The sequence below is a fragment of the Nocardia sp. NPDC059229 genome (genome assembly GCF_042754165.1).
Lineage (GTDB): Bacteria > Actinomycetota > Actinomycetes > Mycobacteriales > Mycobacteriaceae > Nocardia.
On sequence record NZ_JBHZAK010000006.1, the window covers coordinates 238,251 to 260,027 of the forward strand.

General features: G+C 67.7%; 24 protein-coding genes, 1 tRNA gene and 1 pseudogene. 8 read left to right on the top strand and 18 right to left on the bottom strand.

Annotated features, from left to right (window positions below; all coding sequences use genetic code 11):
- Nucleotides 1-13: 13 nt before the first annotated feature.
- Nucleotides 14-856: an SDR family NAD(P)-dependent oxidoreductase gene (locus ACFXHE_RS16575; protein WP_379383848.1), complete on the top strand. Its 843-nt coding sequence runs from the start codon at nt 14-16 to the stop codon at nt 854-856.
- Between the two features lie 42 nt (nt 857-898).
- Here ACFXHE_RS16575 and ACFXHE_RS16580 read toward each other — a convergent pair whose 3' ends face one another.
- Genes ACFXHE_RS16580 through ACFXHE_RS16595 form a run of 4 tightly spaced genes read right to left on the bottom strand, consistent with a single transcriptional unit; the run spans nt 899 to nt 3,623 of the window.
- Nucleotides 899-1,090 (bottom strand): hypothetical protein, encoded by a 192-nt coding sequence (locus tag ACFXHE_RS16580; RefSeq protein ID WP_379383850.1) that lies wholly within the window; start codon nt 1,088-1,090, stop codon nt 899-901.
- 12 nt (nt 1,091-1,102) lie between these two features.
- Nucleotides 1,103-2,065: a sigma-70 family RNA polymerase sigma factor gene (locus ACFXHE_RS16585; protein WP_379383852.1), complete on the bottom strand. Its 963-nt coding sequence runs from the start codon at nt 2,063-2,065 to the stop codon at nt 1,103-1,105.
- Nucleotides 2,066-2,102: 37 nt separating this feature from the next.
- The gene (locus tag ACFXHE_RS16590) at nt 2,103-2,810 is read right to left on the bottom strand and encodes a hypothetical protein (RefSeq protein WP_379383854.1); all 708 of its coding nucleotides are present in this window, start codon (nt 2,808-2,810) and stop codon (nt 2,103-2,105) included.
- 21 nt (nt 2,811-2,831) lie between these two features.
- A complete protein-coding gene (locus ACFXHE_RS16595) occupies nt 2,832-3,623 on the bottom strand; it encodes an SDR family NAD(P)-dependent oxidoreductase (RefSeq protein ID WP_379383855.1) in 792 nt (263 codons plus the stop codon).
- A gap of 249 nt (nt 3,624-3,872) precedes the next feature.
- On the opposite strand from ACFXHE_RS16595, the gene ACFXHE_RS16600 reads away from it, so the two are divergent.
- Nucleotides 3,873-4,733 (top strand): SGNH/GDSL hydrolase family protein, encoded by an 861-nt coding sequence (locus ACFXHE_RS16600; protein WP_379383857.1) that lies wholly within the window; start codon nt 3,873-3,875, stop codon nt 4,731-4,733.
- A gap of 17 nt (nt 4,734-4,750) precedes the next feature.
- Here the strand turns inward: ACFXHE_RS16600 and ACFXHE_RS16605 are convergent, their stop codons facing one another.
- The 6 genes and pseudogenes from ACFXHE_RS16605 to ACFXHE_RS16630 all read right to left on the bottom strand — a co-directional run bounded on the left by ACFXHE_RS16605 (nt 4,751) and on the right by ACFXHE_RS16630 (nt 8,941).
- A complete protein-coding gene (locus ACFXHE_RS16605; RefSeq protein ID WP_379383859.1) occupies nt 4,751-5,557 on the bottom strand; it encodes an LLM class flavin-dependent oxidoreductase in 807 nt (268 codons plus the stop codon).
- A 111-nt stretch (nt 5,558-5,668) separates the two neighbouring features.
- Nucleotides 5,669-5,741: transfer RNA gene (locus ACFXHE_RS16610), tRNA-Leu, on the bottom strand.
- A gap of 267 nt (nt 5,742-6,008) precedes the next feature.
- On the bottom strand, nt 6,009-6,422 hold the full coding sequence (locus ACFXHE_RS16615) for a pyridoxamine 5'-phosphate oxidase family protein (RefSeq protein WP_379383860.1): 414 nt from the start codon (nt 6,420-6,422) through the stop codon (nt 6,009-6,011).
- Between the two features lie 131 nt (nt 6,423-6,553).
- Nucleotides 6,554-7,039, bottom strand: a pseudogene (locus ACFXHE_RS16620) (reductase); the annotation flags it as partial.
- A 279-nt stretch (nt 7,040-7,318) separates the two neighbouring features.
- Nucleotides 7,319-8,056, bottom strand: a complete 738-nt coding sequence (locus ACFXHE_RS16625; protein ID WP_379383862.1) for an SDR family NAD(P)-dependent oxidoreductase — start codon at nt 8,054-8,056, stop codon at nt 7,319-7,321.
- Between the two features lie 609 nt (nt 8,057-8,665).
- Nucleotides 8,666-8,941 carry a hypothetical protein gene (locus ACFXHE_RS16630; RefSeq protein WP_379383864.1) on the bottom strand — a complete coding sequence of 92 codons (276 nt, stop codon included), beginning with the start codon at nt 8,939-8,941 and terminating at the stop codon, nt 8,666-8,668.
- A 168-nt stretch (nt 8,942-9,109) separates the two neighbouring features.
- On the opposite strand from ACFXHE_RS16630, the gene ACFXHE_RS16635 reads away from it, so the two are divergent.
- A complete protein-coding gene (locus tag ACFXHE_RS16635; protein ID WP_379383866.1) occupies nt 9,110-9,427 on the top strand; it encodes a hypothetical protein in 318 nt (105 codons plus the stop codon).
- Nucleotides 9,428-9,539: 112 nt separating this feature from the next.
- Entirely contained in the window at nt 9,540-10,280 is a 741-nt protein-coding gene (locus ACFXHE_RS16640; RefSeq protein WP_379383867.1) for a pirin family protein, read from the top strand.
- Nucleotides 10,281-10,302: 22 nt separating this feature from the next.
- Here ACFXHE_RS16640 and ACFXHE_RS16645 read toward each other — a convergent pair whose 3' ends face one another.
- The gene (locus ACFXHE_RS16645) at nt 10,303-10,908 is read right to left on the bottom strand and encodes a TetR/AcrR family transcriptional regulator (protein ID WP_379383869.1); all 606 of its coding nucleotides are present in this window, start codon (nt 10,906-10,908) and stop codon (nt 10,303-10,305) included.
- Nucleotides 10,909-10,964: 56 nt separating this feature from the next.
- On the opposite strand from ACFXHE_RS16645, the gene ACFXHE_RS16650 reads away from it, so the two are divergent.
- Together ACFXHE_RS16650 and ACFXHE_RS16655 are read left to right on the top strand one after the other, a co-directional pair.
- Nucleotides 10,965-11,474, top strand: coding sequence for an SRPBCC family protein (locus ACFXHE_RS16650; RefSeq protein WP_379383871.1), 510 nt, complete (start codon nt 10,965-10,967; stop codon nt 11,472-11,474).
- Between the two features lie 404 nt (nt 11,475-11,878).
- Nucleotides 11,879-12,361 carry a hypothetical protein gene (locus ACFXHE_RS16655; protein WP_379383873.1) on the top strand — a complete coding sequence of 161 codons (483 nt, stop codon included), beginning with the start codon at nt 11,879-11,881 and terminating at the stop codon, nt 12,359-12,361.
- Between the two features lie 57 nt (nt 12,362-12,418).
- Here ACFXHE_RS16655 and ACFXHE_RS16660 read toward each other — a convergent pair whose 3' ends face one another.
- The 5 genes from ACFXHE_RS16660 to ACFXHE_RS16680 all read right to left on the bottom strand — a co-directional run bounded on the left by ACFXHE_RS16660 (nt 12,419) and on the right by ACFXHE_RS16680 (nt 16,418).
- Complete coding sequence (locus ACFXHE_RS16660) at nt 12,419-13,345, bottom strand: SMP-30/gluconolactonase/LRE family protein (RefSeq protein ID WP_379383875.1); 927 nt, start codon at nt 13,343-13,345, stop codon at nt 12,419-12,421.
- Nucleotides 13,346-13,390: 45 nt separating this feature from the next.
- The gene (locus ACFXHE_RS16665) at nt 13,391-14,209 is read right to left on the bottom strand and encodes a helix-turn-helix transcriptional regulator (protein ID WP_379383877.1); all 819 of its coding nucleotides are present in this window, start codon (nt 14,207-14,209) and stop codon (nt 13,391-13,393) included.
- Between the two features lie 56 nt (nt 14,210-14,265).
- A complete protein-coding gene (locus tag ACFXHE_RS16670; protein WP_354839518.1) occupies nt 14,266-15,111 on the bottom strand; it encodes a 3-hydroxybutyryl-CoA dehydrogenase in 846 nt (281 codons plus the stop codon).
- Nucleotides 15,112-15,291: 180 nt separating this feature from the next.
- Entirely contained in the window at nt 15,292-15,642 is a 351-nt protein-coding gene (locus tag ACFXHE_RS16675; protein ID WP_379383879.1) for a hypothetical protein, read from the bottom strand.
- A gap of 194 nt (nt 15,643-15,836) precedes the next feature.
- Nucleotides 15,837-16,418 carry an acyl transferase gene (locus ACFXHE_RS16680; protein ID WP_379383881.1) on the bottom strand — a complete coding sequence of 194 codons (582 nt, stop codon included), beginning with the start codon at nt 16,416-16,418 and terminating at the stop codon, nt 15,837-15,839.
- A 129-nt stretch (nt 16,419-16,547) separates the two neighbouring features.
- Between ACFXHE_RS16680 and ACFXHE_RS16685 the strand changes: the two genes are divergently transcribed.
- Together ACFXHE_RS16685 and ACFXHE_RS16690 are read left to right on the top strand one after the other, a co-directional pair.
- Nucleotides 16,548-17,357, top strand: a complete 810-nt coding sequence (locus tag ACFXHE_RS16685; RefSeq protein ID WP_379383883.1) for an NUDIX domain-containing protein — start codon at nt 16,548-16,550, stop codon at nt 17,355-17,357.
- Nucleotides 17,358-17,555: 198 nt separating this feature from the next.
- Nucleotides 17,556-19,151 carry an ABC-F family ATP-binding cassette domain-containing protein gene (locus tag ACFXHE_RS16690; RefSeq protein ID WP_379383885.1) on the top strand — a complete coding sequence of 532 codons (1,596 nt, stop codon included), beginning with the start codon at nt 17,556-17,558 and terminating at the stop codon, nt 19,149-19,151.
- A 75-nt stretch (nt 19,152-19,226) separates the two neighbouring features.
- On the opposite strand, the gene ACFXHE_RS16695 is transcribed toward ACFXHE_RS16690, so the two are convergent.
- Nucleotides 19,227-20,711 (bottom strand): dihydrolipoyl dehydrogenase family protein, encoded by a 1,485-nt coding sequence (locus ACFXHE_RS16695; protein ID WP_379383887.1) that lies wholly within the window; start codon nt 20,709-20,711, stop codon nt 19,227-19,229.
- 67 nt (nt 20,712-20,778) lie between these two features.
- Nucleotides 20,779-21,774 (bottom strand): Gfo/Idh/MocA family protein, encoded by a 996-nt coding sequence (locus ACFXHE_RS16700; protein WP_379383888.1) that lies wholly within the window; start codon nt 21,772-21,774, stop codon nt 20,779-20,781.
- Nucleotides 21,775-21,777: the final 3 nt, after the last annotated feature.

Consider the following 21,777-nt stretch of genomic DNA (forward strand, 5'->3'; position numbering starts at 1 on the left):
GCAAGGAAAGGTTATGAGCGACAAAGGTATCGACCGCATGGCTGATCGCACTGTGCTGATCACGGGTGCGACGGACGGACTCGGCCGCGAACTCGCCGTGCGTCTCGGCGCGGCGGGCGCCCGGCTGATCCTGCACGGCCGCAACCCCGATCGGGCCGCCGCGGTCGCGGCCGAGATAACGGCCGCAAGTGGACACGCTCCGCGGATCATCCTGGCCGACCTGTCACGACTCGCAGAGGTGGACCGGCTGGCCGACGAGATCATCGCCCGCACTTCACGATTGGACGTGCTGGTGAACAATGCCGGCACCGGCGGCCGGCCGGACGGGAGACACGAACTCAGCGCCGACGGCAACGAATTACTGTGGGCGGTCAACCATCTGGCCCCGTATCGGCTGACGCGGCGCTTGCTTCCGCTGCTGCGGGCCTCGGCACCGGCGCGGGTGGTGAACGTAGCCTCGGCCGGGCAGCAGGAGATCAACCTCGACGATCCGACCCCCGAGCACGACTACGACGTGTACACCGCCTACTGCCGCGCCAAGCTGGCGATGATCATGTCGACCATCGAGTACGCCGAAGAACTCGACGGAACCGGTGTCACCGTGAACGCCCTGCACCCGGCCACCCTCATGGCGACGACCATGGTGCTGGAATCCGGCATCACGCCGATCAGCACCATCGACGAAGGCGCGGCCGCGACCCTCCGCCTGATCTGCGATCCGGACCTGTCACAGACGACGGGCCGCTATTTCAACGGCACCGGGCAGACCCATCCGCACACGCAAGCCCTCAACCCGAAGGCGCGCCGCCGCCTGCTCGAAATCAGCGACGCCGCAGTCGTTTCGGCGCTGGGGTGAGGTGGTGGGCAGCATCCACAACAACGCCGATCCGTTGTGCGCTTATCGGCGGATCCCACAGCGGGCGGCTGCAATACGGAACAGTTGAAGGCGTTCCGATGGCCAATTCTCTTGGTAGATCTGCTGAATCATGCAGTCGGCGGCGTCCGCTGAACCGAGCATGAGTTGGCAGAACAGCCGGAGCTGTGCGTGCAGCTCGGCGTCGTGCCGGGCGATGTTTTCCTGTTCGGACATGCCGTTACCTGGTCAGAGTCCGAACAGCGGAAACAGCCCGGAGCCGTGGAACGCGACGATCCTGTTGACGCCCTCGGCGGTGACTGTCAGTACGTGCAGTGCGTGTGGATGGTGCGCACCGTCGTGGCCGCGGGCATACACCGCGAAGGCGGGCTGTCCATTGGCGGAGGTGGCGACCAGTTCGGCCGGACCGATCATCCGCATCTGTCTGGCCAGGAAGGCGAGGATGGTGTCGCGGCCCTCGAACCAGGTTGCGATCGGCGGCATTTCCCATCGTGCGTCTTCGGTCAAGACCGCGACGAGTTGATCGACGTCCGCGGTTTCGAATGCGGTGACGTATCGGTCGAGCAGGGCGCGCTGCCGTGGTTCGGCCGGTTCGGTCAGACCGTCCTCGCTGAGCGGAATCTGGGCTCGCGCTCGCTGCAGCGCGCTGTTGACGGCCGCCGTTGTCATCTCCAGCAGTTGCGCGACCTCGGTGGTCCGCCACTGCAGCACATCACGCAGGATCAGCACGGCTCGTTGTCGCGGTGGTAGCTGTTGGAGTGCCCCCATCAGGGCGAGCCGCATGGTCTGTCGTTGCACCACGACGGTTGCCGGGTCGGTCGGTGCGGCGGTGAACAGGAAGTCGGGTATCGGCTGGAGCCACGACACCTCCGGGCTTCGCTCGATCAGCCTGGCCTCCAGATGTGACTCGGGGTCGCCGAGATCGGCGGGCAGCGGCCTGCGTCTGCTTTTTTCCAGCGCTTTGAAACACGCCCGGGTCGCGATGCGGTAGAGCCAGGTGCGCAACGACGATCGGCCCTCGAAGCCGTCGTAGGCCCGCCAGGCGTCGAGATAGATGTCTTGCACCACTTCTTCGGCGTCGTCGACCGAACCGAGCATGCGGTAGCAGTAGGCGAGCAGCTCGCGTCGGAACGGTTCGCTCAGCCGTCCGAAATCCTCGCTGCCGGTCGTGGCTTCAGTCACTGTGTGCATGATCCGCCGATCCTGCTGTGGGTGTTGTTCATCGTGATCAACAAACGGTGATGTCGGCCATGTCGATGGCGACCAGGACGATCCGGTCGTCTCCCACGGTGGCGTAGGCCCGTCGGGTGGCCGGGATGATGATGCCGTCGATGTCGCGGTAGTCGGCGGCGTAGAGCTGTGACTCGGTGGCCGGGTCTACGATGTCGATGGCGAAGTCGTGGCGGCGCAGCAGCCCGTCCGGGCCGAAGCAGAACACTTGTTTACGGGTGTGACTCTTGATGTGGTCGGGGAAGGTCACGTGTAGCCGCCGCCATATTTCACCCTCGGCCTCGATGGGCGCGATCTCTTCGCAGACGAACCCCGGCCACGTGAACAGGAACGGCGTATTCAAGTACGTCCACAGTGCTTCCCCGGTGAAGTACGCGAGATGTAGTTCGTCCCAGGGCGTTTGGAACTGGTGGCCGTCGAACGACCGTTCCGGGTCGTCGCGCGCGTCGACCACCGTGCCGTCGCGTTGCTGCAGGACGACCCGGTCGGGCTCGAAGAGCGACCGTCGGTCTCGATCGGCGAAGTCCATGGTCAGCCGTTCCCGTGTGGTGTCCACCTCGAAGCGGATGTCCCTCAGCGCATCGCCTTTTCCCTTGACCTGCCAGAAGGCCCCGGTGATGGCGGCGTCGACGCGGATCGCCCGGATCCGATTCCATCGGTCCGAACCACCGTGCGCGGCAACCGCGCTCGCGAGTAGATCGTTCATTGCCCTGCTCCTCCGTGATGGTCAGTCGACGATGATTCCGCCGGTCAGATTGGCGACGGTTCCGGTCATCGCGGATGCTCGGTCGGAGGCGAGGAATACCGCGACAGCCGTGAGTTCGGCCAGTGTGGTCGGGCGTTTGCGGTGGGTCATCGCGCTGACGGCGGCGGTGAATTGGTCTTCGGGGATGCCCAGCGCGTCGGCGTGCAGCCCGAAAACGACGTCGATGACCGGTGTCTCGACCATGCCCGTGGTGCGCAGGCAGATCGAGCGGACGCCGTGCTGGGCCCATTCGGCGGACAGCGCGCGGTTGAGGGCTTCCATCGCCGCCCAGCCGACGCTCATGCCGCCGACCAGGGGCATCGGCACGCGGGCGGGTTCGGGTGTGTGCATCATGATCACTCCCGATCCTCGGGGAATCATGTGCCGTGCAGCGGATTTCGCGGTCACGAAGTGAGCCTGGGCGTATGTCGTGATGGGTCGCATGAAATTGTCGACCGGTAGGTCGGTGAGCGGGATTCCCTGCAGTCCCCGCGGTGAGATTCCGATCGCGTTGAACGACACGTCGATGCCGCCGACTTCGGCGACGACGGCGTCGAGGTGCTCGGTGACGGACTTCTCGTCCCGGGCGTCGACCACAGCGGTCTCGGCGGCGCCGCCCGCGGTGGAGATCTCCTTCGCGACGGCGTTGAGGATGTCGGGATTTCGCCCCGTCAGGAAGACGCTGGCGCCTGCGTGGGCGAATCCGCGGGCAACCGCGCTGCCGACCGCTCCGCCCGCGCCGTAGACAACCACGTTCTTGTTTTCCAGCAACATTTTCCTACCTCCTACTCATACAGAGGCGATTGCAGCGCGAAAGTCATCGGTCGAGCAGGCTCGGTCGGATGTCCGCCGAATTCGCGATCGATCGGCGGCGCTATCGGCGCGCAGCTACAGTAGGCGTTCGAATCTGAAGCGGTCGCGCTTCGCATGTTTCGCAACGGATCGATAAGAGGTAGACAGCTAGTGAAAAGTTCGGCTCGGTTGCGGTTGCTTGCAGCGTTCACGGTCTGCGGTACCGCAGCGGTGCTCGCCGCGATGGCGCCGCCGACCACTGCGGAGACTCCCGGCGGCAAAACCCTTGTGGTGATCGGTGATTCCTTCTCCGCCAACGGGGAAATCCTCGACCTGCTGAACGCGGGCGGGGATCCCGGTTGCAAGCACGTGCCTACATCATGGCCGACGCAGCTGACGCAGCGTATCGGCTTGTCGCCGGACGACGTCGAGGACACCTCGTGCCAGGGCGGCACGATCGACACCTCGGGCTGGACCCTGGTGCACCAGGTGAAACGGGCCATGTCCGATAGCGCGTTCGGACCACGCACCCGGACCGTGACGATTCAGCTCGGCATGAACGACGCCTGGGGAACCGACAACCCGGTCGCCTTGTCTCGTGCCTTCACGTGCCTGACCGACCTGATCGATGGTTGCGGTCCGGAAGCCGCAGCGGAAGGCCGCGCCCCCGACCTCGACACCGTCACCGGTCAGGCCTATGCCGATCGAGTCCGGCAAGCGGTGGATTACATCCGCTACTACGCTCCGAACGCGCGCATCGTTTTGGTGGGATACCCGGAGATACACTCTCCCGGCCAAGACTCCGCCTGCGCGAGCATCCTCGGCATCGATGTGGTCCAGCCCCGAGCCGGCGCGGTCACCGGGTTCCTGGACCGGATCGACACGGCCCAGCGCGAGGCCGCCGGCATTCTGAACGTGAACTTCCTCGACACCCGAGCGGTCACCGCCGGGCACGGCGCCTGCACTGCGGATCCCTGGGTGGACGGAGCGTTCGACCCACACACCGAACCGCTCGGGTTCCCCTGGCATCCCAGCGCGCACGGCGACTCGATGGTCGCAGCCGCTATGCAACAGTGGATCGCTCGAGGCTGAAATAGCTGTTCAGGCAACTAACGTCCGGCGAGCTCGGCGACGACCGGAGCGAACCTGTCGGCGAAGTCGGCGCCGAAGACGAAATAGGAGAAGCCGATCTCCTCCCGTCGCCGCTGGACTTCCTCGGCGGCGGCGGCCGGGTCATCCGGAAGTACGGTCATCGCGTCCGCCGCGTGAAGCGCGGCAGTGTCGGTGTCGGGGGGCGCCATGTGCGGCGCGACAGTATCGCCGATAACCGGTACGGCGAGCGCGAGCTCGGCGTCGCTGGTGGTGCGGAAGTCGCGTGCCAGGCGCTCGACTTCGCCCCGAGGCTGATCCCCGAGCACGAAGGTGACCGTGTCCGCGACCTCGGCCGCCAACGCCCGGGCCTTCGGACCGAGTACGGCCATCGCCACGGGCGTGTGACGGTCGGGGCCGTCGAGATCTCGCAGCCTCTGGACGGTCTCGCGGATCTGGGCCAGCCGCTCGTGAGGCGGCGGTACGGCGGGCTGTCCCTTGTCGCGGAGCTCGTCCTCGATTCCCGGTCTGCCGGTGCCGATGCCCATCTCGAAGCGACCGTCGGTCAGTAGCGACAGTGAGTGCGCCTCCCACGCCGTCAGCCAGGCCGGGCGTAGCGGAGAGGCGTACACCCAGGTGCCCACGCGCAGGTCGGTCAGGGCCGCGGCGGTGGCCAGCATGGGGGCGGGCGCCGGTTGCATCTGTGGGAAGTCGGGCACCAGCAGCGTCGAGTAGCCGCTGTCGGCGATGCGGCGCACGCGATCTCGCCACGTCGGCAGGTCGGATCTGAGCGGGGCAACGACCCCGAATCGAAACGGTCTCGTCATATCTGGACTCCTGTTATTCGGGCTGTTCAGAGGAATCGACGACGGATCCACCCGAAATTCATCGGTGCAGCCGAGATCGTGTACTCAGGTGCGCGGGTCGTGAAAGGTGGGTTCCCTCGGTGAGATTCGAACTCACACTTGACGGCACCTGAGACCGTTGCCTCTACCGTTGGGCTACGAGGGAATGGGGGTGGGGTGAGGGGATATGGAAAGGGCCGCTCTCCGTGGCGTTTTGCCCGGAAGCGGCCCTGGCGGGTCGGTGATGCCGAGGCCGCTAGGAGACGCTCCGTACGCTGAGCAGGCGGGCGAGGTCGAACGTGGTTGCGGGCTGAATCAGCTCGGTCATGGGGCCGCCTTTCCGGTGTCGTCGGGTGGAAGTGGTGGAACTACGGTAGCGACGGGATCCGAAGCGGTAAAACGATTTTCGGAGTTGGGGGTGGAGGTTCGGCGGTCAGCTTCCGGTGCGGGGGAGTTGGCCGAGGCGGCTGAGTTGGGTGGGCGGGGCGAGGTTGAAGCGCCGGCAGTCCGCGCATCGCCGTGATGTCGCGGTCGAGGTGGCCGTGTGGTGGAGTACGGCCAGGGTCGGCGCGATCTCGAGGGTGTAGTCCCGCAGGGTGGCGTGGCCGTCGATGATGAGGGCGTGACCGTCGGAGGCGGATGGTGGCCACAGCAGGGTGACCGCCGGGTTGGCGGTGATATTGCGGCAGGTCACGGGTCCGGGTGCCGTGATGGTGAAGCTGCCGCCGGTGAGGGTGGGGTGCTGCGGAGTGGTGTGCGGTCCGAGCTCGCCGATGCTGACCAGGAAGGCGAACTCGTACTGGCCGATCAGATCGACCAGTTCCGCTGGTAGGTCCGGCACGTTCATTCACCAAGCGTAGGCGAATGTGCGGCGCCGGAGAGCCGATTCTTCCGCGGATGAGGTTCTACCGGCCCTGATACACCGCAAGTGCGATTCTCGGATGTCGGAGGTGACTGTTTCGGACCAGGTCGGTGGGTTCAGTAGACGTCGCGGACGTAGCGCTTGTCCGCGGCGAGCTTCTTGACGTAAGCATCGGCGTCGTCGGCATCCATGTCGCCGTGATGAGCGACGATCTCCCGCAGCGCGGTGTCGACGTCCTTGGCCATGCGCGCGGCGTCGCCGCAGACATAGAAGTGGGCACCGGAGTTGATCCACTTCCATAGTTGCGCGCCGCGTTCGCGCATGCGGTCCTGGACGTAGACCTTGGTGCGCTGGTCGCGTGAGAAAGCGAGGTCGAGGCGGGTGAGGATTCCTTGCTTTTGTAGTTGTTCGAGTTCCTCGCTGTAGTAGAAGTCGGTGGCCCGGTGTTGCTCGCCGAAGAACAGCCAGTTGGGGGCTTGGTCGCCGCGTGCCTGCCGGTGTTCCAGGAATCCGACGAAAGGGGCGACACCGGTGCCGGGGCCGATCATGATGGCGGCGACGGTCGGGTCGTCGGGTGGCCGGAAGTGGAGTGAGCGCTGGACGACGAACTGCGCAATGAACTGGCCGCCCCCGACCAGGCGGTAGCGGCCGTCCCCGCCGACACCCGCCGCGGCGAGCTGGACAAGCTGAGCCGGGAGGCCTTCGCCGTGTTGGGGCGCCGGGTCTACGCCCTGGACCACCGCACCGAGCTCGGACCCGACCGCCGACGAGAACGGTAGCCACACAGGGCTATTGGGATCAGCCGCCGCTACCTGCCTGAATCCGCTCGTTTTGCCGCTGGTGACACGATTCCTGTTGATTACCCGAATGACCGGTGAGATTCAGTGCAGGTATGACGCTCCGTTGACGTTCAGGACCGCGCCGGAGCTCCAAGTGGCTTCCGGGGAGGCGAGATAGCGTACGGCCGAGGCGATTTCCTCGGGTTGGGCGACGCGGTCGAAGGGGCTCTGGGCCCGGACACCGTCAGTGACGCGGTGGGCGACGCGTTCGGTCGCCACGAAGCCGGGTGCCACCGACGCGACCGCGATTCCGTAAGGAGCCAAGTAGACCGCGAGCGATTGGCCGAGGGCGTGGACGCCCGCCTTGGTGGCGCCGTAGGCGGGGTAGTCGGGTTCGCCGCGGAACGCGCCACGGGAGCCGATATTGATGATCCGGCCGGGGACACCCTTGTCGATCATGTGGCGGGCAGCGCAATAGGAGACGTTCGCCGTACCGATCAGGTTGACGTCCACGGTCTTGCGCCAAGTCTCCTGCCATTCGGCATATGAGGTTTTCGCGAGCGGATGCGCCAGATTCACCGCCGCATTGTTGACGAGCACATGCATGGTGCCGAGTGCCTCCACGGCCGCCGCGACAATCCCCTCGGCCGCGTCCGGCGAACTGATATCCCCGTCGATGAGCACATGTCCGTCACCTGGCAACCGCCGCAAAGTCTCCTCGCCCTCGGCCTGCCCGGACGAGTAGTGCACCGCCACCCGATCACCGTTCTCCGCGAACGCCATCGCGATTGCCCGCCCGATCCCCCGCGAAGCCCCTGTCACCAACACACCGCGGCTCATCCGTTGTTCTCCATCTCCCTACCCTGCCATCCACCACCGACCAGCCGTAGCCCGGGAACGCAGGAAAAGAGGGCGACCTCGATAAGGTCGCCCGTCGGCGGCACAGGCGAAACGCACCGTGTTATCGGGTGTTCAGGCTGACCATTAGAGCAAGCGGTAGCGGCTTGCGAGTGTTACGGAGTGCAGTACTTCGCACGGCGACCAGTGTTCTTGCGCGGTAACGGACATGGGCAGTGCGCACACTGGGGGATGTCGGCGTTGAGTGAGGCCGGGGGCCGCAGGGTCCAGCCGTGAGCCGATACCGGACACCGCATCAGCGTGGCAACGTCGTTGTGCAGGTCCGCCACGGTGGGGCTGGGCAGCCAATCGGCGTGGCGCAGGAGTCGATCGAGATCGGCTGGCGTGAGCGGAGTTCGCGACGTCCGGATGTGTCTTTGGGCCTTTTCGACCATCTGGATCAGCTTCACAGTGTCGCCCCAGGCCCAAAATCACGCGAGTCAGGCCACGCCACCGCCAGCACAACCTGCAACTGTTCGTCGAAAGTCTCGTATTCGACTAGGTCGGTGGCACGGTCTTCGACTGGGCGCCGCTGGGTGTTTCGGCGTCTGCTCACCACTCCTCCTTCGCAGTCTCTTGCAGAGGTTCGATTTCCAGCTGTGCCGCGGATTCGCGCTCGTGGGCACTGTTCCGGCGGAACCACTCTGGCCAGCGCCCGAAACCCGTTGTGAGCATGCCGAATACACTCGGAATATCCTCTGGCCTAGCGCGGATCAACGCAATGACCGAGCCCACCAGGACCGCGGCTGCAACCACCAGCAGGGGCAGCTGCAGCCATACGATGACCCAGCCTCCGGACTGCGCCGCAGCAGAAATGAACGCGGACAACGTATCTCCTTTGAACGCAAAAAAGCCCCCGGCGAGCGCCGAGGGCTTGAGGGTTAGAACGAGAAAAGCCCCGCTCGGATGAGCCGGGGCTTCAGTGTCGGCACAGAAGTGCCCTTCGAGCAGTCAGGCTACCAGCAGCTTCAACCTGGAATCCACCCAGCTCAGGCGATGATTTCCCTGTCGTACGTCACCTGTTTCGTTTCGGCCGTCGCCGCCACACTGGTGACCGGCCGGGCCTTGGCGCACATCCTCACCGGCCGCCAGGATCCGGCGGTGTCCTGGGGCCGCATTGCCGACGCGGCGACCCCGGACCACGACCGCACCCGTATCGTGCCCGTCCGGGAGGTCGAAGGCGGAGTGTGGCGGGCCATCGGCGCCGTCGGCACCCCACACCTGGCCAACCTCCTGAACGCCCACGCCCTGGCACTCCTCCCTCCGGGAACCGGCCGCGGCACCCTGGTCGAATTGCTGCCGCTGCCACGGTGACCCGTTCAGCACTCGATCCGCGGAGCCCGCTTCGACGTCACGGTCGGGAATGCTGGTTCGCCCGCGGGGTTACAGAGGCGGGAGGGATCGGTTGCGGAGGTGAGCGGTGGCGGTGAGCGAAGCGGGTGTTCGGGTTGTGCCGGGCGCGGATCGCGGGCGCTGGCGGAACGAGTGGCTCGATTCCCGGCAGTCCTTTCCGGCCACCGGCAATTTCGATCTGGCGGCGAATGCCCACGGGCTGCTGATGATCCACAACGAGGACATCGTCGACCCCGGCGAGGGGTTCGACACCCATCAGCATCGTGACATGGAGATCGTGACCTGGGTGCTGGAAGGGACGGTGGTCCACCAGGATTCGGCGGGTCACTCGGGTCTGATTCATCCCGGTATGGCGCAGCGGATGAGCGCGGGCACCGGGATTCTGCATTCGGAGCGCAACGGCGCCGGCCTGCTGGAGCGGCAGCGCCTGCACGTCGTCCAGATGTGGGTGCCACCCCACGAGCCCGGAGCCGCGCCCGGATACCAGGAGCGGGACATCACCGCGGAGTTGGCAGGGAACTCGCTGATCACCGTCGCATCGGGCATCCCACGCGACCGCGACCGTACAGCGATCGTCATCGGAAACAGGTATGCGGCCTTGCACGCGGCGCGCCTGGAGCCGGGCCATACGGTGCAGATTCCGGACGCGCCCTACGGCCACGTCTTCGTGGCGCGGGGGAGTGTCGAATTCGAGGGCTCCGGCATGCTGACCCAGGGCGACGCCGTGCGATTGACCGCCACCGGCGGCCATCGGGTCACCGCTGTCGAGCCGAGTGAACTGCTGATCTGGGAGATGCACACGACCTTCGCCTGATCGCCGTGCGCCGACCGGTGCGTCAGTCCCCGGTCGCGGTCGGCGACTCGGGAGTCAACGCGTCACGGACGATCCGGTCGACGGCCTCGGCGGTCCCGGCCAGGTCGGCATCGGGATTGCGTGCGCTGCGGCGCACGGCCGCGTACGGCAACTCGATGATCAGCAGCGCCAGGCGTTCGCGGTCGGCTCGACTGCGGTAGTGCAGGCGATCGCCCAGATTCCGCACGGCGTCGTTCAGCCGGGCCTGCCGGGCCGCGGCCGCCTCGCGGGCTTCGGCACTCCACTGTGCGGATCCGAACGACTCCGGTCCGGCGAGCAGGACTGCCGCGTCCGTCGGGTGGTGGAGCGACCAGTCGATGACGTGATGCGCGGCCTGTACGGCGGCCTCCTGTGGCGGATCGACTTCCAGGGCCGCGAGGAATCCGCTCTGGAAGCGATCGACCGTGCGCAGCCACAGGCTTGCCAGCAGTGCCGCCCGGTCGGGAAATCGGTAGTAGATCGAGCCACTCGGGGCGCTCGCGGCCGCCGCGACCGCACTCATCGTGACCGCGCCGGCGCCTGCTGCCGCAGCGATTTTCGCCGCGGCGTCCAGTAGTGAGTCCGCGTTGTGCGCAGGTTTCCTCGACACGTTCTAGAGAGTAGCCTCCAATTGGAATTGGAGAGTAATCGCTAAATGGAGGAATCATGATTCGCAACGTCCACAGCCGGGTGATTGCGGCCGATGCCCAGGCAGTCGGCCGGCTACTCGACACGCTGGCGACCGACGACGACCGGCTGTGGCCGGTCGATCGATGGCCCGCGATGCGATTCGATCGGCCACTGGGAGTCGACGCGTCGGGCGGCCATGGTCCGATCCGGTACACCTGCGTGAAGTACGTTCCGGGACGTGAGGTGCTGTTCCGCTTCCGTCGCCCGCTCGGCTTCGACGGAACGCACGGATTCGTCGTGGAAGAAGTGGATGCCACGCACACCCGCCTGACACACGAGTTGGTGATGCGGACGCACGGAAAGGACCGGCTCGCCTGGCCACTCGTGTGGCGATGGCTGCACGACGCCCTGCTGGAAGACTCCCTCGACCTCGCGGAGACGGCCTTGATTCCGGGCACGCCGCCGAGGAGCGTCCACAGCGGCTACGTTCGCTTGCTCCGCGGACGTGTGCACAGCGCCGAGGTCCGAAAGGCGCGCGCCGGTTAGGGATTGGCCTGACCAACGCCTCGGCGATCGGGATTCCCGTGCGTTGCGCGAGCAGTTGCCGCTCTCGAACCTCGCGTAACGTGCGCGGCCGACAGCCCGGACCGGCGCGAGTGATCAACCCTCGATCGCCAGGCCCAGGTGCGAACCACCCACTGGCCAGATTCGTATCGGAAAGTGTGCTCGGAAACGCCGGAACCGAGCGGGCGAAACGGCTGCGGCGGGACTGAGGGAGAATGGGGGCGTGGGCGACGCAATGAAGAAGAAGTTCGGAGACCGGCTCGGCATTCGGGCGGTCGTGGCGGGAGCGGGTGCCGCGGCACCCGTCGGCGGCTAGGTCGATGTCGGATCGGGAAGTACCAGGACGTGGATCCCTGCCGGGACCCGGCGGGAACAGGTTCGATGCGGTGGAACGGCTACGCAGGCAGCTGGAGGCATTGAAGGCTGCCGAGCGCGGCAACGCTGACGCCGGGGATGGCTCGTCGAAGATCACCAGGCTGCCGCGTCGCCCGCGGCGCAAGAACGAAGAAGCCGTCGAGCGTCCGCACCAGCCGTGGCGTCCGGAAGGCGGCTCGGTCTACGATCCGGCACCGACCAGGCCGGTGCTGCGATCCGAGCTGCAGCGCGAGACCGGGTGGTGGCCGGTCGACCCCGGCCCGGGGCCGTACCCCGCTCCGGTCAACGATTCGGGTAGTGCCGAGCAGGATGGGAGTGTCATCGACCTCGGCGCCGTGCGGCGCAAGCGAGCCGGTGACGATGCCCCGGTCACCGGTATTCGACCCGTAGCTCGACCGCGCAGAATCGGACCCGCCGCGGGTGAGGGATCCGCACCGGACAGCGGCAGCGACCGCGATCTTCCACCGCCGGACGGACCCGCTCGGCGGCCCTGAACCTCCCACGACGCGCCCGCACAGACCGCCGGCGGAGCCGGCTCCTGCCGGCAGGAGTCACCCGACTCTGTCGTCGAGGCGTACGCGAAGCACGTCACCGCGGCCGGTGGCAACCATGAGATCCCGGTCTGAGCCGGGGACTGTCGCTACCGCGGCCAGCGGGTCCCTGCTCAACAGCGAGCAGCTGATGTGGGTGTCGGGGTCGACGCGGAGCAGGGTGCCGGACGTCGTGGCGGTGTAGAGGAATCCGCCGGGGCCGGCCGCCAGGTCGTCGGCGAGTGGGGTGTCGGTGGTGGTGCTCTGGCGGGACGGGTCGGCGATCGGGATCTGGACGAGCCTGCCCTGCGGGGTGAGGTAAACCGTCGTGTAGATCGAATCACCATGGACGGCAATGCCGTTGACGCCGAATATCTTCGCCTGTGCCGACCACTCGGTGTCGACGGTGCCATCGCGCCGGACCCGGACCACCCCGGACCCGGTATCGGCGACGTACAGGCTGCCCTCGGTGTCGAAGGCCGCACCATTGGCCATGCTCAGGCCGCCGACGAAGGTCTCGGGAACCGGTGTGGCGGCAGTCGGGTCGAAACGGACGACACCGCTGTCGTGACGGCCGGGCAGCAGGTTCACCGAGTTGTCGCCGTAGACGACATACAGCAGCTGATCGGGTCCGAGGCGGATCGCGCCCGGCGAGCTGACCGGGACGGTCGCGGTGACCCGGCCTGCACTGTCGTAGCGCTGCACGTCATTCCGGTACAGCCGCGCGACCCACAGGTTGCCCTGCGCGTCGAATCCGAGGTTCTCGGCCCAGTCGACGAACGGGATCACCGCGGTGGCAACGGTCGATACGGTGACAGCTGGGCATGAAACCGGTTGGGACCGCGCGGTTCCCGGCGCGGCCAGACCGGCGGCCGCCACCGCGAGCAGGGTCGCGCCCGCCGTGGCGATCCGATGCGGCCGAGTGTGCGTGTGGGGGAATGGCTTCACGGTCGGTGATGGTAGGTACCAGAACCGATCGGTTGCCTGGGTGCGTTATACCCAGGCTCGCGCAGCACCGAGGCGTACCAGGCGTGCGGCGGTCGGGCTGCCGGGCTCGGCCTGATAGACCATCAGCCGCTGGCCCGCGGCGCCGCGCACATCGAAGGACTCATAGGTCAGGAACAGCTGACCGGCGTCGGGATGGCAGAACTCCCGGGGCTCGGTCGTCGCGGTGCACAGCGTGTAGGAATGCCACAGCTCGGCGAATTCGGTACTGGCCGTGGTGAGTTCGGCGACCACGTGACGCAGGCGTGGATCGCCCGGATACAACGCCCCCGCCTGCCGGAAGCCCGCGACCATGGCCTGGCACGTCCACGTCCAGTCGACGCAGAACCGGCGAGCGGCCGGTTCGAGGAAAGTCATGCGGGCCAGATTGTCGACGCACGGGAATCCGGAGAAGAACGCGCGGGCGATGGCATTGGCGGCGAGGATGTCCATGGCCGGGTTCAGCACCAGGGCCGGTGCGGCCGGATAGCCGTCGACGATGCGGCGCAGCGTGGGGCTGACCGTCTCGTCCGGGCTCGGTTGCCGCGCGGGCGGGGCCACCCCCGCGAGGCGGTAGAGGTGTTCGCGCACAGCCTCGTTCAGTCGCAGCGCACCGCTCAGCGCCTCCAGCATCTGCGCCGACGGGTGGCGCTCCCGCCCCTGCTCGAGGCGGGTGTAGTAGTCGTTGTTCATTCCGGCGAGCTCGGCGACCTCCTCGCGGCGCAGCCCCGCCACCCGGCGGCGGCCGTGCGAGATCAGCCCGATGTCCTCGGGACGCAGTGCCGCGCGGCGGGCGCGCAGAAAATCGCCGAGCTCGTTGCCGGTCATGCCGACCACGCTAGGTGCTCGCCGCCGCCGGTTGCCCGGCGGCGGCCCTTACGGCGTCAGTAGGTGTAGAAGCCGCGGCCGGTCTTGCGGCCGAGGTAGCCCGCGTCGACCATGCGGCGCAGCAGCACCGGGGGCGCGTACTGCGGCTCGCCGAATTCGGCGTAGAGGGATTCGGCGACCGCGAGGGTGACATCGAGGCCCACGGTGTCGGTGAGGCGGAGCGGGCCCATGGGGTGGGCGCAGCCGCTGACCATGCCCTCGTCGATGTCCTCGGCGCTGGCGAAGCCGGTCTCGAACATGCGGATCGCGCTGCAGAGGTACGGGATCAGCAGGGCGTTGACGATGAAGCCGGCCTGATCCTTGGACTCGATGGTGCGCTTGCCGAGGATGTCGCGGGCGTAGGCGGTGACCTTGTCGACGACCTCGCGGTCGGTCTTGAGAGTCACCACGATCTCGACCAGCGGCAGCACCGGGACCGGGTTGAAGAAGTGCACACCGACGACGCGGCCCGGGTTGGCGGTGGCATTGGCCAGCCGGATGACCGGGATGGACGAGGTGTTGGTGGCCAGGATGGTCTCGGGGGAGACGATGGCGTCCAGCTTGGCGAAGAACTCGGTCTTCAGCGTCTCGATCTCGGGGGCCGCCTCGATGACCAGCTCGCGGTCGGCGAAGTCGTCGATCGAGGTGGTGAGGGTGATGCGGGCGCGGGCCTCGTCGGCCGCGGCCTGCTCGAGGCGGCCGGACTTGACCGCGCGGGCCAGGGACTTCTCGATGCGTGAGACGGCGGCGTCGGCCGCCGCGGTGTCACGCTCGAGAACCAGGACCGACCCGCCTGCGCGGGCGGCCACCTCGGCGATGCCGGCACCCATGGTGCCGCCGCCGATCACGCCGATGCGTTGCACTTACTTCTCCTTGTACCTCGGGGAAATCGCCACCTATCTTGCTCGACCACCCGTGACCGCCTTCCGCCGGGCGGCAGCGGCAACAGCCACTGGACAGTGTGCGTGTCTCAGGCCACAGCTCTGGATCGGCGGCACTCCGGCCCGGTACTGTCCAGAGCCGTCAAACATGCTGAGCGATCATCATGGGCGATTACCCCCGAGCGAGCCCCGAGCCGACGCAGACCGGTCCGGGGCTCGATCGGTCACGTTGGGCTTCCGGCCCATCGTTCCCGTTCCAGCCGTCGGCGGCTCGCGCCGAGCCAGGTACCGCCGATGTTCGACAGCGATCCAGCCGACGCCGACGATCAGTGCGATCGCGGCCGCGGCGGCCCACAGATCGGTCCAGCTGCTACCGGGCGTCATCGCCAGCGCGATGACACCGGCCAGCAGCAAGGCGAAGCCGGGCCACGACACACCGTCCAGGAGAGTCGGCACCGTGGCGCCCGCGGGTGGCTCACGGACCGTTTCGGGGTGGAGATTGCGTGGTGGCATAGGAGCGCGCTCCTTCCGGTTCGTACACTGCCCTGTCCATCGGGTTCCCGATTGCGCGCTCCCGAAACCGGTTGCTGTCGGCCGTTCCCTACCGTGCGCGGACCGAAATATGTTGTGTACGAACAGGAATCAGCAAATTTGTGTGCGCCCGCCGATATGTGAACGCGCCGGTGCCGAGTGCCTTCCCGCTGGAGTCAGTCCCAGGCGCCGCTGTCGACGACCCAGATGCCTCGGCTGCCCTGTGTTACCGGCTGACCGACCTGCAGCGTGAGTTTGCTGCCGTCCTGATTGGTGACCACGACGCTGGTCGGACCGTCCGCGGCGGCCTGAACAGTGGCCCATCCGAATCGCTGCTGCACGAAGGCCTTTGCGACCTGGACGCGATCCAGGCGCCACGGCTGGTGCCCGCTGTCCACGCCCTGCTGCAGGTCACGGGCTTGCTGAGCGGTGAGGCCCTCACCGGGAAATGTCTTCCCGGCTTGCGGTTCGGTGCTCGACTCCGGCTGCTTCGACGGTGCCCGAGTCGGCACGACCGGGGGCTCGGCCACCGATGACGTTGTCGGCACGAGGGTTGTTTCAGGTACCGAGCCCGGGACAGTAGTCGTCGCGGTGGCGGCAGCCGTCGTCGATGGCTGGCTGGTGGGCGAAACCGTCGACGTCGTCGTGCAGCCCGCAACCGCCGCCGCACAGGTGAGGACGCCGAGAACGGTCACCCCCGCCCGCTGCCCCACCAGCGCGAACGCGATCGACCGACGGCTGACATGTGTGCTGCGCATAGGTCGCCCCTGACCTTGAACCCGAATCACCCCGACCACGATCCACAACGGATCCGCTGCCCTGATGTCGTCCCACCGAACCCGATCGTTAACCGCCAAAACCAACGGCATGGGGTGCGCAGGCTCGCCGTGGTCAGTTCGACAGGAGTCGACCCGCGCCCGTACTCCGAAGCCGGAATCCTGTTCAACCGCGTACTGCTGCCCTATGTGACTCGAGTGCTGGGCAAGACCCTCTACGACGAGATGCGGCGGATGGAGACACTCGTCCGCGCCAGCAATCTGGACTGGACGATCGTCCGCCCGAGCGGGAACAGGCCCGTCCCCTCGGTGTCGTACCCCAGAGGTAGGTTCGCCGGTATGCAGCCTGCTACCGCCATGGTCGCGGATGTCGTCGCGGCGATCACGCCCTTCGACGAACTCGAACGGCAGCACCGCGCAACCACATTGGAGTGGCTCGCGTCGACCGACGATATCTTCCGGCGCGTCAAACCCGCCACGCCGTCACCGCATCTTGTCGCCTATGTGGTGCTGGTCGATCCCCGCGAGCGCGGGATCTTCCTCGGCCGACATCGCATGGCGGGTCTGCACCTGCCGATGGGCGGCCACGTCGAGGCCGGCGAGCATCCACGGGAGACCGCCCGACGCGAGGCGGGGGAGGAACTCGGCATCGAACCGGTCTTCGACCTGGCCGGGGAGCATCCGCTGTTCCTCACCCGGACAACGACAGTGGGGCAGGCGGCGGGCCACATCGATGTGTCGCTCTGGTACGTGATCCGCGGCGACCGCACCCGCGACTATCCGCTCGACCCGACCGAGTTCGACGGCGGCCAGTGGTGGGACCTCGACCCGGACGGCCTGCCCGCCACCGATCCCCACCTGCCGCGATTCATTCTGAAGCTCGACGACTGTCAGCGGGGTGCTGCGGTCACGACGGCTTGATTGCCGTCGACCTGGGTGGTGCGGGGCCTGGTAGGGTGGCCGGATGCTCATCGAGGTCGACAGACTCTAGCCGCCTACTCGAAGGCGGCGTTGCGATCACACCTGCTGCACGGCGTTCCGAATCGGGAATGGGCCGTTGCTTTCTGGTGTGTGTCGGCGGCGTCGGTAATCCCATGAGCAGGAAGAGTCTGTCGACACATGTCTTCATCCATGCAAGCAGCGATCACGCTGCAGAATCTGTCATTCGAATGGCCCGACGGGACCGTCGCTCTCGCGGGGGTCGATGGTGTGTTCACCACCGGGCGTACCGGTTTGGTGGGGCGTAACGGCGCGGGGAAGTCCACGCTGCTGCGTCTGATCGCCGGGATCCTGACCCCGACCTCGGGGCGGGTGGAAACCAGCGGCGACGTGGGGTATCTCCCGCAGCACCTCACGCTCGCCCGGAACGACACCATCGCGCAATTGCTCGGTATCGCGGGCGCACTCGCGGCCCTGCGGGCGATCGAGGCCGGCGACACCGATGAGAAGCACTTCGAGACGATCGGCGACGACTGGGACATTGAAGCCCGCGCCGACGAAATGCTGCACGAGATCGGTTTCAGCGCAGCCGATCTCGACCGCAGGGTCGGCGAGATCTCCGGTGGTGAGGCCGTTCTCATCGCCGTCACCGGGTTGCGGATCAGGCGTACCCCGATCACGCTGCTCGACGAGCCCACCAACAACCTCGATCGCGAAACCCGCGCAAAGCTGGCGGAATTCGTGGATTCCTGGCCGGGCACGCTCGTCGTGGTGAGCCACGATCTGGAACTGCTCGAGCGCCTGGACGCCACCGCGGAACTGCACGGCGCGACCCTCGAGGTGTACGGCGGTCCCTACAGCGCGTGGCAGGAGCACGTCGAGCAGGAACAGGCCGCGGCCCAGCAGGCGGCGCGAACCGCCGAGCAGGCATTGAAGGTCGAGAAGCGGCAGCGCATCGAGGCCGAGACCAAGCTGGCCCGGCGCGAGCGCACCGCGCGTGCGACGCAGCGGGACGGCGGCATTCCGCGCATCCTCGCGGGCAACCGGGCCAGCCGGGCGCAGGGCTCGGCCGGGGCCATGCGCACCACGCTCGACGCCAAAGTCCGTGCCGCCCAGGATGTCCTGGACGCCGCGGCCGCGCGGGTCCGTCGCGACGAGCACATCCATCTCGACCTGCCCGACCCCGATGTGCCGCGCAGCCGCCGCATCGCGGAACTCGGCGACGGCGACCGCACCATCGTCATCCAGGGCCCGGAACGGGTCGCCCTGATCGGCCCCAACGGCGCGGGCAAGTCGACGCTGATCGAGCACCTGCTCAGCGGCCGCCACCCGGAACGCGGCACCCTGCTCACCGACCGGGTGGGCTACCTGCCGCAACGCCTGGACAATCTCGACGAGCAGGCCGGCGCGCTCGACAATGTGCACGCGGTGGCCACCACCACCGCACCGGCCACGATCCGTAATCAGCTGGCCCGCTTGCTGCTTCGCGGCAGCAGTGTCGAACGCCCGGTCTCGACGCTGTCGGGCGGTGAACGCTTCCGGGTGTCGCTGGCGCGCCTGCTCCTGGCCGATCCACCGGCACAGCTGCTGATCCTCGACGAGCCGACCAACAACCTCGATATCGCCAGCGTCGATCAACTGGTCGAGGCGCTGGGCGAGTATCGCGGCGCGATCCTGGTGGTCAGCCATGACTACCCGTTCCTGCACCGGATCGGCATCGACACCGTCGTCGAGCTCGACCGTGCGGGGAACCTGCGGCAACGCGGCTCCCTGTAAACGCCTCCGGCGCCGGGCCTCACCGTGGCCCGGCGCCGGAATCGGTGGTGCAACTAGGGATTCCGCGACCCTTGGTCAGGACGCCGAGTCCCCGGCGGCCTGCACCTGCGAATGTTGTTGATCGCGATAGGTTTCCAGCAGCCGCAGCCAGATCTCACTGATCGTGGGGTACGCGGGCACCGCGTGCCAGAGCCGGTCGATGGGGACCTCGCCGGTAATGGCGATGGTCGCCGAATGCAGGAGCTCGGCCACCCCGCCCCCGGCGAACGTCGCCCCGACGAGCACACCGCGCTCTGGATCGACGAGCACCCGGGCCCGGCCGCGATAGTCCGGATCGTATTGCACCGCACCGGCAACCCGGCCGAGGTCGTAGTCGACGATATCGACGGCCCGGCCCTGGCGCGCGGCCTCCGCGGCGGTGAGCCCGACCGCCGCGACCTCCGGCTCGGTGAACACCACCTGCGGCACGGCGACCAGATCGGCGGTGCCCGAATGCCGTCCGAACGGACCCGTCTCGAGCGTGCGGCCGCGGGCCCGGTCGGCGATCACCGCGCCCGCGATGCGCGCCTGATACTTGCCCTGATGGGTGAGCAGCGCCCGATGATTGACATCGCCTGCGGCGTACAGCCATTCGCCGTCGACGGCGGTCACCGTGTAGGTGTCGTCGGTGGCCAGCCACGCGCCCGGGGCCAGTCCGACGGTGTCGAGGCCGATGTCCGCGGTGCGTGGCGCGCGACCGGTCGCGAACAGTAGTTCATCCGCGACGATCCGCGCACCGTCGTCGAGAGTGAGGTGGATGCTGTCATCGGGCCCACCCGCCCGCTCGGCCGTTGCGATGGTCCGCCCGAACCGCAGGTCCACGCCCGCCGCCCGGAGCCGATCGGCGACCAGGTCGGCCGCGAAGGGTTCCATCCGGTCCAGCAGGCGCGCACCCCGCGCGATCAGCGTGACCTGCGAGCCGAGTGCCCGCCAGGCCGTGGCCATTTCGGTCGCCACCACCCCGGCGCCCACGATGGCCAGCCGCCCCGGAACCTCGGACGCGCTGGTGGCCTCCCGGCTCGTCCACGGCCGCAGTGCATCCAGTCCCGGCAGTGGCGGCAGTGCCGCGCGGCTGCCGGTGCAGATCGCGACCGCGTGCCGGGCCTGCAATCGCACCGTGTCGCCGTCGGGGGTCCGCACCGTCACCTGCCGCACCCCGTCGAGCCGGCCGTGGCCGCGCAGGAGTGAGATACCGGCCTTGTCGACCCATTCGACCTGGCCGTGGTCGTTCCAGTCGGAGGCCATGCGGTCGCGGTGTTCCAGCACCGCGCGGGTATCGAGCGGCCCGGTGACCGCGGCGCCGACCCCGGGGAAGCGCACTGCCTCGCCGTACAGCAGGGCCGGGCGCAGCAGCGCCTTACTGGGTTGGCAAGCCCAGTAGGAGCATTCGCCGCCGACCAGCTCCGACTCGACGATGATCGTGCCGAGCCCGGCCGCGGCGGTGCGGTCGGCGACGTTCTCGCCGACCGGCCCGGCCCCTATGACAATGACGTCGCAAGTCTGGGTATTCACACCGGACATGGTGTGCCTTCGCGCTCCGCGCTCGGCAGCCGGGGGCCCGCCCAGTCCCGGAGCGGCGGTCGTAATGTCAGCTCGGCCGGCGCAGCGGCAGACCGGCCGCCTGATAGACGGCATCGATGACGCTCATGTTCGCGACGGCTTCGGCGGGCGTGGTGGGGATCGGCTCGTCCCGCAGCACCGCCCCGGCGAAGGCGTCGAGCTGATAGTCGTACGACGCGCGCCGCCCGAATTGCCGCAGGCTGCGGCCATTCTCGGTGCTCAGCCACAGCACGTGCCCGAACTGCGGCGCCACCGGATTGAGCAGCCGCATCCGGCCGCGATCGCCGATCACCGTGGCGCTGATCCGGACCAGATCCGACGACCACATGGAACAGCGGATGCGGCCGGTGTGCCCGGAGGGGAAGCGCAGCTCCGCGGTCATGGCGCGGTCGATGCGCGGATCGCGCAACTTCGCCTGCGCCGCGACCACTTCCGGCTGCTCACCGCCGAAGGTCCGGGCCATGTGCACGGCGTAGCAGCCCGCGTCCATCAGCGCCCCGCCCGCGAGGTCGTAGTTGTAGCGGATATCGGAGAACTTGGGCAGCGGAAAGCACAGCGCGGTCTCCACCCGCCGCAGCGTCCCCAATTCACCTGAGGCGATGATCTTCTCGGCCGCCTGCGTCAGCGGGTGATAGCGGTAATGGAACGCCTCCATCACCACCCGATCCGATGCGCCTGCCAGCGCGGCGATCTCCCGCGCCTCTCCGGCATCGGCGGTGAACGGCTTCTCGCACAGCACATGCTTGCCCGCCTCGACCGCGGCGCGGATCCATCGCCCGTGCAGGCCGTTCGGCAGCGGGATGTACACCGCGTCCAGGTCGTCCGCCCCGACCAGCGCCTCGTAGCTGCCGTAGACCTGCCCGATCGCGTGCTTGCGGGCGAACTCCTCCGCCCGTGCCCGGTCCCGTGCCGCGACCGCGGCCACGACAACTTCCGGATTTCGCCCGGCCGGACCGATCAGCGCCGTCGGCGCGATATTCGCCGCACCGAGAATCCCGATCCGAAGCTGCGTGCCATCGCTCATCCG